The sequence below is a fragment of the Streptomyces sp. NBC_00448 genome (assembly GCF_036014115.1).
In the GTDB taxonomy this organism is placed as follows: Bacteria; Actinomycetota; Actinomycetes; order Streptomycetales; family Streptomycetaceae; genus Actinacidiphila.
In genome coordinates, this window is the sequence record NZ_CP107913.1 from 3,731,069 (window position 1) to 3,743,811 (window position 12,743).

Annotated in this window: 10 protein-coding genes; 4 read left to right on the forward strand and 6 right to left on the reverse strand. The window is 71.3% G+C overall.

Going from position 1 to position 12,743, the window contains the following annotated elements; all coding sequences use genetic code 11:
• Window positions 1-68 precede the first annotated feature (68 nt).
• Window positions 69-1,982 (forward strand): LCP family protein, encoded by a 1,914-nt coding sequence (locus OG370_RS15725; protein WP_328464701.1) that lies wholly within the window; start codon window positions 69-71, stop codon window positions 1,980-1,982.
• 110 nt (window positions 1,983-2,092) lie between these two features.
• Here OG370_RS15725 and OG370_RS15730 read toward each other — a convergent pair whose 3' ends face one another.
• On the reverse strand, window positions 2,093-3,142 hold the full coding sequence (locus OG370_RS15730; RefSeq protein WP_328464703.1) for a glycosyltransferase family 2 protein: 1,050 nt from the start codon (window positions 3,140-3,142) through the stop codon (window positions 2,093-2,095).
• Window positions 3,143-3,594: 452 nt separating this feature from the next.
• Here OG370_RS15730 and OG370_RS15735 point away from each other — a divergent pair, with 452 nt between their 5' ends.
• On the forward strand, window positions 3,595-5,070 hold the full coding sequence (locus OG370_RS15735) for an LCP family protein (protein WP_443060869.1): 1,476 nt from the start codon (window positions 3,595-3,597) through the stop codon (window positions 5,068-5,070).
• An 84-nt stretch (window positions 5,071-5,154) separates the two neighbouring features.
• On the opposite strand, the gene OG370_RS15740 is transcribed toward OG370_RS15735, so the two are convergent.
• Window positions 5,155-5,637 carry an acyl-CoA thioesterase gene (locus OG370_RS15740; RefSeq protein ID WP_328474139.1) on the reverse strand — a complete coding sequence of 161 codons (483 nt, stop codon included), beginning with the start codon at window positions 5,635-5,637 and terminating at the stop codon, window positions 5,155-5,157.
• Between the two features lie 237 nt (window positions 5,638-5,874).
• Here OG370_RS15740 and OG370_RS15745 point away from each other — a divergent pair, with 237 nt between their 5' ends.
• Window positions 5,875-7,083: an LCP family protein gene (locus tag OG370_RS15745; RefSeq protein WP_328464707.1), complete on the forward strand. Its 1,209-nt coding sequence runs from the start codon at window positions 5,875-5,877 to the stop codon at window positions 7,081-7,083.
• Window positions 7,084-7,154: 71 nt separating this feature from the next.
• Here OG370_RS15745 and OG370_RS15750 read toward each other — a convergent pair whose 3' ends face one another.
• The 4 genes from OG370_RS15750 to OG370_RS15765 form a co-directional block, all read right to left on the reverse strand.
• Window positions 7,155-7,577 (reverse strand): hypothetical protein, encoded by a 423-nt coding sequence (locus OG370_RS15750; protein ID WP_328464709.1) that lies wholly within the window; start codon window positions 7,575-7,577, stop codon window positions 7,155-7,157.
• 144 nt (window positions 7,578-7,721) lie between these two features.
• On the reverse strand, window positions 7,722-8,372 hold the full coding sequence (locus tag OG370_RS15755) for an LAETG motif-containing sortase-dependent surface protein (RefSeq protein WP_328464711.1): 651 nt from the start codon (window positions 8,370-8,372) through the stop codon (window positions 7,722-7,724).
• Between the two features lie 349 nt (window positions 8,373-8,721).
• On the reverse strand, window positions 8,722-9,885 hold the full coding sequence (locus OG370_RS15760) for an acyl-CoA dehydrogenase family protein (RefSeq protein WP_328464713.1): 1,164 nt from the start codon (window positions 9,883-9,885) through the stop codon (window positions 8,722-8,724).
• A 136-nt stretch (window positions 9,886-10,021) separates the two neighbouring features.
• On the reverse strand, window positions 10,022-11,032 hold the full coding sequence (locus tag OG370_RS15765; protein ID WP_328464715.1) for an LCP family protein: 1,011 nt from the start codon (window positions 11,030-11,032) through the stop codon (window positions 10,022-10,024).
• 333 nt (window positions 11,033-11,365) lie between these two features.
• Between OG370_RS15765 and OG370_RS15770 the strand changes: the two genes are divergently transcribed.
• On the forward strand, window positions 11,366-12,706 hold the full coding sequence (locus tag OG370_RS15770) for a UDP-glucose dehydrogenase family protein (RefSeq protein ID WP_328464717.1): 1,341 nt from the start codon (window positions 11,366-11,368) through the stop codon (window positions 12,704-12,706).
• Window positions 12,707-12,743: the final 37 nt, after the last annotated feature.

A 12,743-nucleotide genomic window follows, 5' to 3' on the forward strand; every position in this document is an offset into this window, starting at 1 on the left:
TCTGAGCAGCAGACGGCGAAGACAGGATGACGGCTGGCACAGCCACCGGTGACAGTGGAGGAGTCCCCATGCGCGACGGCAGGGCGGGAGGGCCCGGATACGGGGCCGCTTCCAACCCCGGCGGCCCGGAGTGGGACCAGGGCTCCTACCACGAGGGGTACCCGCAGGACCTCCGCCAGGGCCGGCCTCCCGGCGGCCCGCCGTACGCACCCTACGAGAACGACTTCGCCCCGGCCGCGGAGCCGCCGCTGCACGACGGCGCGATACCCGGGCCGCGTTCGGCCGGGTACCCGACCGAGCGCGGCGGCGGCGCGGACGGCGCCGGCGACGGGATCGGCGGCGGTTCGGGCTCCGGCGGACCGGGAGGTCCGGGCGGACCCGGCGGACCCGGCGACTCCGGCAGTTCCGGTGACGGCACCGGCGCGGCCGGTCAGGGCGGCGGCCACCGGCGCGGCGGGCGGCGCAAGGCCAAGAGCCGCAAGCGCAAGGTCATCCGCTGGGTGGCGATCGCGGTCGCGGTGGCCGTCCTCGGTTCCGCGGGCGCGGCCTACGGCTACTACGAGTACCTCGCCGGCAAGATCCGCAAGGGCGAGCGCAGCAGCGGCAAGACCACCGTCGCCAAGTCCAAGGCGAACTCGGCCGGCCAGACGCCGATGAACATCCTCATCCTGGGCTCGGACACGCGCGACGATCCCGAGGACGCGAAGCTCGGCGGCGCCGCCGACGCGACCGGCGCCCGAGCCGACGTGATCATGATCGCGCACCTGTCGGCCGACCGCAGCAACATGTCGGTGGTCAGCATCCCGCGCGACACCCGGGTGGACATCCCCGAGTGCACCGACCCCAAGACGCACCAGGTGTACGCGAAGAAGAACGCCATCATCAACGAGTCGCTCGGCCGGGGCGGCGCGGGCTGCACGCTGGCCACGGTGCAGAACCTCACCGGCCTCTACATCGACCACTGGCTGACCATCGACTTCGCCGGCGTGGTGAAGATGGCCGACGTGGTCGGCGGCGTCGACGTCTGCGTCAAGGAGAACGTCGACGACCACCCGACCGCGGCCCAGCCCGGCGGCTCGCACCTGCACCTGACCAAGGGCACCCACACCGTCAAGGGCAACCAGGCGCTCCAGTGGCTGCGCACCCGGCACGCTTTCGGCAGCGACGCGGGCCGCTCGAAGGCCCAGCACATGTACATGAGTTCGCTGATCCGCAAGCTGCGCAGCCAGAACCTCTTCACCGACCCGGCGAAGCTCAACAAGATCGCCACCACCGCGATGTCCGCGTTCGAGGTGTCCTCCGAGATCGGCACCCCGAAGAAGCTCTACGACCTCGGGATGCAGCTCAAGACGATCCCGCCGGACCGGATCACGATGGCGACCATGCCGCGCATCGCCGACCCGGAGGCCCCCGACGCGCACTACCTGCCGGCGCCGAGCGCCGCCACGGTCTGGTCGCTGCTGCGCAACGACGTGGCGATGGACGCCAACGGCAAGGCGAAGACCAGCACCGCGTCGCCCAAGCCGAGCACGTCGGCGCCGTCGGGCCCGGCGGCCGAGGCCGCGGCGAGCATCCCGGTCACCGTGGTCAACGGCACCGCGGGAAGCGCGGACGGCGTGGCGACCCCGGGCCGCGCCGGCTCGATCGCCCAGACGCTCGGCACCGCCGGCTTCACCAAGACCGAGGCGAGCCAGAACACCGCGCCCCGGGAGAGCACCGTGCTGAACTACCCGTCCAGCGGCGGCGCGCAGAGCAAGTCCGACGCGCTGTCCGTGGCGAAGGCGCTGAAGATCCCCTCGAACAACGTCAAGGCGTCCTCCGACGTGCAGACGATCACCCTGACGATCGGCTCGGACTGGAAGAGCGGCACCGACTACAGCAAGACGCTGCCGAAGGCGGGCTCCGTGCCCGACGACGCCGATGTGATCAACGGCGCCGACACCAAGGGCTGCATGGACATCCTGCCGACCTACCAGTTCTGACCGCCGGCGCGGATACGGCGAGCGGCGCGGATACGGCGGGCGAAGCGGCGAGGGCCCACCGGAACTTCTCCGGTGGGCCCTCGCCGTACTGCTGGCGCGGTGGGCGACGGCTACACGTCGGCCGGCGCGGTGCGTGCGGGGTCGGTCACCGCGGGGCGGCGGCTGGCGATGACCCGGCGGGCCAGCGAGCGCGGGCTGGTGAGGAAGCCGAAGCCCCAGCACGTGTGCATGGTGGCCAGCGCGAGCGGGACCCGCAGCCGGGCGCCGACCGGCAGGCCGCGCCCGGCCGGCAGCGAACCGGCGGTGATGCCGACGACGTACGCGGCCGGGACGGCCAGGGCCCACGGGGTGAGGGCGGCGCCGACGACGATGCCGGCCGCGTTGGCCAGCAGGGCCGCCGGGGCGGCGAGGTAGCGCAGGTTCACCGAGCCGCGGTGGTAGCGGGTCACCACGCGGCGCCAGCGGCCGTAGTCCCTGTACTGCCTGGCGAGGGTGCGCACGCTGGGCCGGGGCCGGTAGGAGACCCGCAGTTCGGGCGAGAACCAGATGAGGTGGCCGGCCTCGCGGATGCGGTAGTTCAGCTCCCAGTCCTGGGCGCGGACGAACTCCACGTTGTAGCCGCCCTGCCGCTCCAGCACCTCGCGGCGGAAGACGCCGAGGTAGACGGTGTCGGCGGGGGCGGCGGCCCCGCCGGTGTGGAAGGCCGCGTTGCCGACGCCGATCTTCGACGTCATGGCGGCGGCGACCGCGCGCTCCCAGTCGTTCTCGCCCTCCGCGTGCATGAGCCCGCCGACGTTCGCCGCGCCGGTCTCCTCCAGCAGGCGGACGGCGGTGGCGATGTAGTCCGGCGAGAGCATGCCGTGGCCGTCGACGCGGACCACGACCGGGTGCCGGGACGCCCTGATCGCCGCGTTGAGCGCGGCGGGGGTGCGGCCGGCGGGGTTGGGCACCGTATGCACCCGGGGGTCCTCCGCGACCAGCTCCGCGGCGATCGCGTCGGTGCGGTCCGCGGACGGGCCGAGCGCGATGACGACTTCGAGCTCGCCCGGGTAGTCCTGCTCCAGGATGTGCCGGACGGAATCGCGCAGGTGACGCTCTTCGTCGAGCACCGGCATGATCACGGAGACCGCCGGGAGCGAGGCGGGGGCGACGGCGTTCATCCCGGCAAACGTTACCGCTAACGGGGGACACCAGCGCGTGGGGTGAGGACTGACAGTCCTATTTGTCCCTAGCCTGAACGGGTCTGTACGCAGCCGCTGTGTCGCAGTGCGTCGTCCTGCCCGCATCGCGACGGCTGCACCGCCCTGTTCGGAGGTCGCCCGTGCCGCCCACCCGAAGCCGCCAGTCGCCCTCCGCGGTCCGCCCCCCGGTCCCGGCACCGGCTCCGGCTCCGGCTCCGGCTCCGGCTCCGGCGCAGGTCCCGGCACCGGCCCGCGGCGCGGCGCGGCGGCGGCCCGCGGGCGGACGGCGGCCGCGCCCGCGCCCGCCGGTCCGGCTCAGCACCCGGATCGCGGGCGGGGTGGCACTGCTGGTGATCACCGCCAGCGGGGTCGGCCACGCGGTGGTGGCCGGGCTGAACGGCGCGATCAACCGGGTGGACGCCTTCGGCGGCATGCAGGACCGCCCGGGAGACAGCAAGGGCACCAACTTCCTGCTCGTCGGCACCGACGGCCGGGACGGCCTGAACCCGGCGGAGAAGAAGCAGTACCACCTCGGCGGCGCGCCCTGCCACTGCACGGACACGATCATGCTGGTGCACCTCTCGCAGGACCGGCAGCGCGCGAGCGTGGTGAGCATCCCCCGCGACACGTACGTGCAACTGCCGGACGTGGGGCCCGCGGCCGTACTGGCGAAGCGGCGGGGCGCCGCGCCGAACGCCAAGGCGCCGGAGCAGCACGGCAGCGGTACGGCGAGGCCCGGCGGCCCGGCGCCCGCGGCCGCCACCGCGACGGCCACCGCGACCGCCACCTCGGCCGGCGGGAAGCCGCTGGTCCCGACCCACCCGGCGAAGATCAACGAGGCGTACGCCGACGGCGGGCCCCAACTCACCGTCAGCACCGTCGAGAAGCTGACCGGCGTGCACATCGACCACTACCTGGAGGTCGACTTCGTCAGCTTCATGAAGACCGTGGACGTGCTCGGCGGCGTCCCGGTCTGCACCACCCGCCCGCTGAAGGACTCCTACAGCGGCCTGGACCTGCCGGTGGGCACCACGACGCTCAACGGTGGGGAGGCGCTGCAGTACGTACGCTCCCGGCACATCGACGCCGACTCCGACCTCGGGCGGATGCGGCGCCAGCAGCAGTTCGTGGCCCAGGTCGTCCACAAGATCACCTCGGGCGGCACCCTGACGAACCCGATGAAGCTGGAGAAGGTGGCGAGCACCGTGCTGGGCTCGGTCCGCGCCGACGAGGGACTGGAGCCGACCGACCTGATCTCGCTGGCCCGCAGCATGAAGGGCTTCACCTCCGAGTCCTCGGAGTTCGAGTCGGTGCCGCTGAGCAACCTGAACTACAACGTGCCCGGCGTCGGTTCCACGGTGAAGTGGGACACCGACAAGGCCGGCAAGCTGTGGGCGGCGATCCGCGCCGACCAGCCGCTGACGGCGCACCACGCCGCGTCGGGGTCGTCGAGGCACTCCCGATCGTCCGGCTCCTCCGGGTCTTCCGGTGCCGCGGGCGCGACGTCGGGCGCCTCCTCCGCCAAGGCGGTCAAGGTCGATGTCGCCCCCGGCTCGATCAGCGTGCAGGTCGCGAACGCCACCGGGGTGAACGGCCTGGCCGGCACCGCGCAGAAGGCGCTGCACGCGACCGGCTTCGCCACCCCGGGGCTGCCCGTCACCGCCGACCGGCACGTCCGGCACACCACCATCCGGTACGACCCCCGGTGGGACCGCTCGGCGAAGTCGCTGGCCGCCGCGCTGCCCGGCGCGCAGCTGGTCCAGGCGAAGGGGCAGGGACCGGTGATGCGGGTCACCCTCGGCATGGACTTCAAGGGCCGCACGGTGCGGCCGGTGACCGCGCAGGCGCCGCAGCCCGCGCCGCAGCCCGCGGGCAGCGGGGAGACCAGCGACGTGGTGGGCTGCTGAACCGTCGCCGAGCGGCCTGCCCGGCTACCGCTGTCTGCCCGGCCGGAGCCGTCCGTCCCGCTGCCGCTGTCCGTCCGGCCGGCGCTACCCGTCCAGGCCCTCCGCGGCCCGCTCGCGGCGTAGCTCCAGGATCGCCCGGCGGCGGGCCAGCCGGTGGGTGCGGCGGATCTGGGCCTCCTGCCAGCGGCCCCGGTCCCGGTCGGTCTCGGGGAGCAGCGGCGGCACCGGCCGCGGCTTGCCGTCGGCGTCGACGGCCACGAAGACCAGGTAGGCGCTGGCGACCTGCTCGCCGGGGCCGGCCTGGTTCCACCGCTCGGCGACCACCCGTACCCCGACCTCCATGGAGGTCTTCCCGGTCCAGTTCACCTGGGCCTTGACCTTGAGCAGGTCGCCGACCCTGACCGGTGCGAGGAAGGCCATCTCGTCCATGGCGCCGGTCACCGCCGGGCCCTCGGAGTGCCGGCCCGCGACGGCGCCCGCCGCGTCGTCCACCAGTTTCATCACGACGCCGCCGTGCACGGTGCCCAGCAGGTTCGTGTCATGGGCGCTCATGATGTGCGAGAGCATGATGCGGGAAGCGGAGGTGGGCTTGCCCGGGAGGACCGGGACCTGCGGGGTGGGCAGCGGTTCCGGGGTGGCGGATGAGTCGATCACGTCCCCAACTGTAAGTCCGCCGTGAAATGTGTCGCGGTCCTGTATGCGTCTGTCGCGGATGTGCTGCGGCCGGTGGCCGAATGCATCGGATCTGCTACAGAACCGCCGGTGATTGCGGGTCCCCCGCCGGGTCCGGGCACACTGGCGGACATGAACGGTAGGAGCGATGACACCGAGCGGCGCAGGCTCGCCGAGCCTCCGCTGCCCCCAGAACTGTCGCCGCGCCGTGCCGCCGCTGCCCACGGCGGGGTCCCGCCGCAGCAGGCGCGGCGGCCGCAGCCGAGCCCGCAGCCGGGCGGCGGCTCCGGTGACGGCTACGGGCCGCCGGGCACCGGCGGGCCGGGCGGGCGCGGACCGCGCGGACCGCGCTGGAGCACCCGCAAGAAGCTCGGCTACACCGCGCTCGGCCTGGTCGTGGTGCTGCTCGTGGTGTCGGTCTCCACGTACTTCTGGGCCGACTCCAAGGTGCGCCGCCAGGTCGACCTGAGCGCCATCAACAACGAGCAGGGCGCGCCCGCCAAGGGCAAGGGCACCAACTACCTGATCGTGGGCTCCGACAGCCGCGAGGGTCTGTCCAAGGCCCAGGAGAAGGAGCTGCACACCGGCTCCGACTCCGGCCAGCGCACCGACTCGATGATGATCCTGCACACCGGCAGCAACGGCACCACCATGCTGAGCCTGCCGCGCGACTCCTACGTGACGATCCCGTCGTTCTACGGCAAGGAGACCAAGAAGCAGTACCCGGCCTCCACGCACAAGCTCAACAAGGCGTACGCGGACGGCGGCCCGGAGCTGCTGACCCGTACCGTCGAGCACGACACGGGCATCCACATCGACCACTACGCGGAGATCGGCTTCTCCGGCTTCGTGAACCTGGTCAACGCCCTCGGCGGGGTGCAGCTGTGCCTGGACTCGCCGTTGAAGGACAAGGCGTCGGGCGCGGACCTCAAGAAGGGCTGCCAGAAGGTCAACGGCAAGGAGTCCCTCGCCTACGTCCGCGAGCGGCACCAGGAGGCGGACCAGGACCTGGGCCGGATGAAGCACCAGCAGCAGTTCCTCGCCACGCTGGCGCACCAGGCGGCGTCGCCGTCCACCATCCTCAACCCGTTCAAGCTCTACCCGGTGATCGGCTCCGGCCTGGACACCCTGGTGGTGGACAAGAACATGAGCCTGCTCGACCTGGCGCACATGTTCTTCGCGATGAAGAGCGTCAGCGGCGGCAAGGGCAACCAGCTGACGGTGCCGATAGCCAACGCCAACTACGAGACCGGGGACGGCGACTCGGTGCTGTGGGACAAGACGAAGGCGGGCCAGCTCTTCAGCGAGCTGCAGCAGGACCAGAAGGTCAGCGCAGGCTGACCGGACCGCACTCCCGGGCACGCGCACCGCGGCCCCGGCTCCCGCCTGGCGGGGGCCGGGGCCGCGGTCGTTCACTGGGCGACGGGCATCCCGGTCGCCGCCGGCACCCACTGGTCGAGCTCGTTGCGCCAGTAGCGCGCGACGTTCAGCCGGGTCGGCTTCTCCTGGCCGGGGAGCTGGAACTTCAGCGAGCTCCACATCGTGTTGCGGTGGACCTCGCTGATCAGGCGGGCCGCCTCCTGCCGCGGTATCGCCGCCACGAGTTCCTTGGGGCGGGCGCTCATCCGGCTCGCCTTGTGGAAGACCACGGCCTGCTCGGTGACCGTGACGAAGTAGTACTTCACGAACAGCGTGCCCATGGCACCGATGGCGGCGATCAACCACGGGCTCGGACCGGTCTGGACGTGGATCGTGGCGATCGGCCGGTCGCCCGGATTGATCTCCGCGATGGCCTGCGCCACCTGCTCCTGCATGGTGGACTTGCGAATGGCCATGACGTGCCCCCATTTTTTGGACGTGCTGACATGCGACGACGCCGCCACCGGCGAACCGGCGGCGGCGTCGCAGCGTACCGTCCTCGAACCTGTCGGGGACATGCTGGGAACGTCGTTGAGACGAACCCGTGACGAGCCCGAGGGTCAGTGGCGCGCGGAAGCCGCGCGACGGCGCAGACCGAAGACGGCGCCACCGCCGACGACCACCAGGGCGCCCGCGATGCCCGCGATCATCCCGGTGTTGCTGCCGCCACCGGTCTCGGCGAGGTTGCCGCTGGGCGACGGGGAGCTGGTGTCGGCCACGGCGGCGGCCGACGTGCTGGCCGCGGCGGTCGGGCTGGCGGACGGCGCCTCACTGGTCGGCGAGGTCGACGGCACGGAGCCCGCCGGGGTCGTCGGGGAGTCCGACGGGGAGGCGGTCGGGGTGCTGCTGGCGCCGCACTCGGTGTTCGGCAGGGTGACGCCGTTGCCGATGGCCTGGTTGTCGAAGTGGTTCGCGACGGACGCGAGCACCTGGTAGTGCGTGCCGGCGGCCCACGGGACCGAGATGGCGAAGTCACTGCTCCGGTCGTTGTACGGCTGCTGGGCGACCTGCTTGCCGCTGTCGTCCTTGACCGTGATCGTGACCGGGCGGCTGCCGTCGGTGTCGTGGACGGTGATGACGCCCTTGCCGCTCGGCTGGTCGCAGGTGACGGAACCGGTGAGCGAGAAATCGCCGATGTTACAAGCTGACGCGGTGCCTGCGACGCCCAGCGCGAGAGCGGCTGCGGCGGAGGCAACGCCTACGGAACGCACCGTGAGAGAGGTGCGGCGGGATATGGACACGTTTGCCCTTCACAGATTCGGAGCAGAAGCGCGGATGGCCATCCAGCGAGTGGCGTACGCCCCCCGTCGCTGCTGATGGCCCACACAGCTCTACAAGTGTCTGCGGTTGCTTGTCAATTGATTGCAAATCCCCCGCTAAACCTTTCCAACCACCCAAAGTTCGCCCAGCCGGTCACGGCTCCGTGTGCGTTTATTACAGAGTTGAGACGTAGCGGAACCGCACGCGCCGGACGCCGGCTTCGACGTCACGCCGCAATTGCACCCGGAGCCCCGGGGGACACCGTCGGTGGCTCCCGGCCGCGGCCGGGAGCCACCGGGTTCAGCCCTTGAGGAGCTGACGGGCCATCACGATGCGCTGGACCTGGTTGGTGCCCTCGTAGATCTGGGTGATCTTGGCGTCGCGCATCATGCGTTCGACGGGGTAGTCGCGGGTGTAGCCGTAGCCGCCCAGGAGTTGGACCGCGTCGGTGGTGATCTCCATGGCGGCGTCGGAGGCGTAGCACTTGGCGGCGGCGCCGAAGAAGGTCAGGTCGGGGTCGGAGCGTTCGGACTTGGCGGCGGCGGCGTAGGTGAGCTGGCGGGCGGCTTCCAGTTTCATGGCCATGTCGGCGAGCATGAACTGGATGCCCTGGAACTCGGCGATGGCCTTGCCGAACTGCTTGCGTTCCTGGACGTATCCCTTGGCGTAGTCCAGGGCGCCCTGGGCGATGCCCAGGGCCTGGGCGGCGATGGTGACGCGGGTGTGGTCCAGGGTCTTCATCGCGGTGGCGAAGCCGGTGCCCTCCGCGCCGATCATCCGGTCGGCGGGGATGCGGACGTTGTCGAAGTAGACCTCGCGGGTCGGGGAGCCCTTGATGCCGAGCTTCTTCTCCGGGGCGCCGAAGGACACGCCCTCGTCGTCCTTCTCGACCACGAACGCCGAGATGCCCTTGGAGCGCTTGTCGGGGTCGGTCACGGCCATCACCGTGTAGAACCGCGAGACACCCGCGTTGGTGATCCAGCGCTTGACGCCGTTGAGGACGAACCCGTCGCCGTCGCGCACCGCGCGGGTCTTCATCCCCGCCGCGTCCGAACCCGCCTCCGGCTCCGACAGCGCGTAGGAGAACATGCCCTCCTTGCGGGCCAGCGCCCCCAGGTACTTCGCCTTCAACTCCTCCGACCCCGACAGCTGCACCGGCATCGACCCCAGCTTGTTGACCGCCGGGATCAGCGAGGACGACGCACACACCCGCGCCACCTCCTCGATCACGATCACCGTCGACAACGCGTCCGCCCCCGAACCGTCATACGCCTCAGGAACATGGATCGCGTGCAGGTCGTTCGCCTCCAGCGCATCCCGCGCCTCCTGCGGAAAACGGCCCTGCTCATCGACCTCCGCGGCGAACGGCGCGATCTTGGCCTCGGCCATCGACCGGACGGCATCACGGAGCATCTCGTGCTCCTCGGAGGTCCGGAACAGGTCGAAGTCGGCTGCTGCGGCCATGAAGTCTCACTCCCGAGTGTGTTCGCTACTGTTCAGTAACCCCGTCACCCTACGGTCGCGGGAGGGCGGGTGCCAACGGGCCCGCGCGGGTGATCCTTGCCCTCGCGTGACATCGGCGACACCCGGGCCGGGCGGATCAGGACACGTTCTTGCCGAGCGTGTCGACGCCGTCGGCGGTCGCCATGTAGTGCGCCATGGTGTCGTTGCGCATCGCCTCCCACAGCTCGGCCGAGGCGTTGGGGTCGAGCAGCACCACCGACTGCTTGTCGATGGTGTCGAAGCCCGCGACCGGCGCGTTCATGAACGACATGTCCTTCGAGCGCACCCCGTGCATGTTCCACACCAGGCCGCGCAGGTCGCTGTCGGAGAGCTTGTCGTCGAAGCTGACCACCGAGGTGACCTGGTCGAGGGTGCGCTTGAGCTTGAGCGGGTTGGTGAAGGTGCCGGTGGAGAGCATCTTGGCGAGCACCGCGCGCAGGAAGTTCTGCTGGCGGTGGGTGCGGTCGAGGTCGCCGCGCGGCAGGCCGTAGCGTTCGCGGACGTAGTCCAGCGCCTCGGCGCCGTCCATGTGGTGGGTGCCGGCGGTCCACACCCCGCCGGGGCCGTTGCGGCGCGAGACGGTCTTGTCGACGGTGATGTCCACCCCGCCGATCGCGTCGGTGAGCTTCTTGAACCCGCTCCAGTCGATCACCATCAGGTGGTCGATCCTCACCTTGGTCATGCGCTGCACGGTGTCGATCAGCAGCGGCGGCCCGCCCCAGGAGAAGGCGGCGTTCAGCTTGGCCTTGCCGTGACCGGGGATGCTCACCCAGGAGTCGCGGGGCAGCGAGACGACATACGCGTTCTTGTGGTTCGCGGGTATGTGCACCAGCATCATCGTGTCGCTGCGCTGGGCGCCGGGCTTCCACTCCGGGGCCTTGGCGCCCTTGCCGGTGGTGGGCAGGTCGGACCGCGCGTCCAGGCCGACCAGCAGAAAGGTCTGGCTGCCGCCCTTGGACGGCTGCGGCAGCGCGGACTCCGGCACATCGGTGGGGAAGGCGTTGGGGATGCGCTGCACCCGGCCGGTGTAGTGGTGGTACGCCCAGTAGCCGGTGCCGACGATCAGCAGGACGCCCGCGCACAGCAGGCTCAGGGCGGCGTAGAGCACCCGGCGGGTACGGCGCCGGCGCCGGGAGCGACGGTCGGGTAAGGGGGCGAGGGCGGCGGGTCCGGGTTCGGCTTCAGCAGGTGCGGGTTCAGCAGGTGCGGGTTCAGCAGGTGCGGCTTCGGCGCGCGCGGCTTCATCGCATGCGGGACCCACGGGCTCGTCGGGAGGGCCGGCCGGACCCTCGCCACCCTCGTTCGTGCCGTCCGCTCCACCCTCGTCCGCCATGGACGCACCCCCACCCGGTAGACCTGTGGCCCTATGCACGCATTGTGTCCCTCTGGCCCTGTCCCCACGCTGGATTCGGCCCAGCCGGTGCCGACTATGCTTCGGCGCATGCCTCTGAAGCTCACCGTCATCGGCACCGGTTACCTCGGCGCCACCCATGCCGCCGCCATGGCCGAGCTGGGATTCGAGGTGCTCGGCCTCGACATCGACGAGGGCAAGGTCGCCATGCTGGCGCAGGGCCGGGTGCCCATGTACGAGCCGGGCCTGGAGGACCTGCTGGCCAAGCACGTGGCCGGGATCGACGGCTCCAGCGGACGGCTGCGCTTCACCACCTCGTGGCAGGAGGTGGCCGACTTCGGCGACGTGCACTTCGTCTGCGTCAACACCCCGCAGAAGCAGGGCGAGTACGGCTGCGACATGAGTTACGTGGACAGCGCTCTCTCCCTGCTCGCCCCGCATCTGCGGCGGCCCGCGCTGGTGGTGGGCAAGTCCACGGTGCCGGTGGGCAGCGCGGCCCGGCTGGCCGGGATGCTGAGCGACCTGGCGCCGGCCGGCGAGGACGTCGAGCTGGCCTGGAACCCCGAGTTCCTGCGGGAGGGCTTCGCGGTGCAGGACACCCTGCACCCGGACCGGATCGTGGTCGGCGTGGCGAGCGAGCACGCGGAGTCACTCCTGCGGGAGGTTTACGCCGGGCCGCTCGCAGAAGAGACGCCGTTCATCGTCGCGGACTACCCGACGGCCGAGCTTGTGAAGACCGCCGCGAACGCCTTCCTCGCCACCAAGATCTCCTTCATCAACGCCATGGCCGAGGTGTGCGAGGCCGCCGGCGGCGACGTCGCGGTGCTCGCCCAGGCCATAGGGCACGACGACCGGATCGGCCACAAGTTCCTGCGGGCCGGGATCGGCTTCGGCGGCGGCTGCCTGCCCAAGGACATCCGCGCGTTCATGGCCCGGGCCGGCGAGTTGGGCGCCGACCAGGCGCTGACCTTCCTGCGCGAGGTCGACTCGGTGAACATGCGGCGCCGCACCCACATGGTGGACTGGGCCCGCGAGGCGCTGGGCGGGAGCTTCCTCGGCCGCCGGATCGCGGTGCTCGGCGCCGCGTTCAAGCCCGACTCCGACGACGTGCGCGACTCTCCCGCCCTCAATGTCGCGGGCCAGATCCACCTCCAGGGCGGCCAGGTCACCGTCTACGACCCCAAGGGCATGGAGAACGCCCGGCGGCTCTTCCCGACCCTCGGCTACGCCCCCAGCGCCGTGGACGCGGTCCGGGGCGCCGACATCGTCCTGCACCTCACCGAGTGGCGGGAGTTCCGCGAGCTGGACCCGGCGCGGCTGGCCGAGGTGACCGGGCAGCGGCACATCCTCGACGGGCGCAACGCGCTCGACGCCGAGCTGTGGCGGAAGGCCGGCTGGACCTACCGTGCGATGGGCCGCCCGAACGCGTAGCGCGACCTGATCCGGTAAGACCCGACCTCCAGGAGCG

Bases quoted from the DNA above. Each gene is read 5' to 3' on its own strand.
- OG370_RS15735 (WP_443060869.1), top strand. From the start codon at position 3,595: ATGCAGGACCGCCCGGGAGACAGCAAGGGCACCAACTTCCTGCTCGTC.
- OG370_RS15740 (WP_328474139.1), bottom strand. From the start codon at position 5,637: ATGCTCTCGCACATCATGAGCGCCCATGACACGAACCTGCTGGGCACC.
- OG370_RS15750 (WP_328464709.1), bottom strand. From the start codon at position 7,577: ATGGCCATTCGCAAGTCCACCATGCAGGAGCAGGTGGCGCAGGCCATC.
- OG370_RS15725 (WP_328464701.1), top strand. From the start codon at position 69: ATGCGCGACGGCAGGGCGGGAGGGCCCGGATACGGGGCCGCTTCCAAC.
- OG370_RS15760 (WP_328464713.1), bottom strand. From the start codon at position 9,885: ATGGCCGCAGCAGCCGACTTCGACCTGTTCCGGACCTCCGAGGAGCAC.
- OG370_RS15745 (WP_328464707.1), top strand. From the start codon at position 5,875: ATGAACGGTAGGAGCGATGACACCGAGCGGCGCAGGCTCGCCGAGCCT.
- OG370_RS15730 (WP_328464703.1), bottom strand. From the start codon at position 3,142: ATGAACGCCGTCGCCCCCGCCTCGCTCCCGGCGGTCTCCGTGATCATG.
- OG370_RS15770 (WP_328464717.1), top strand. From the start codon at position 11,366: ATGCCTCTGAAGCTCACCGTCATCGGCACCGGTTACCTCGGCGCCACC.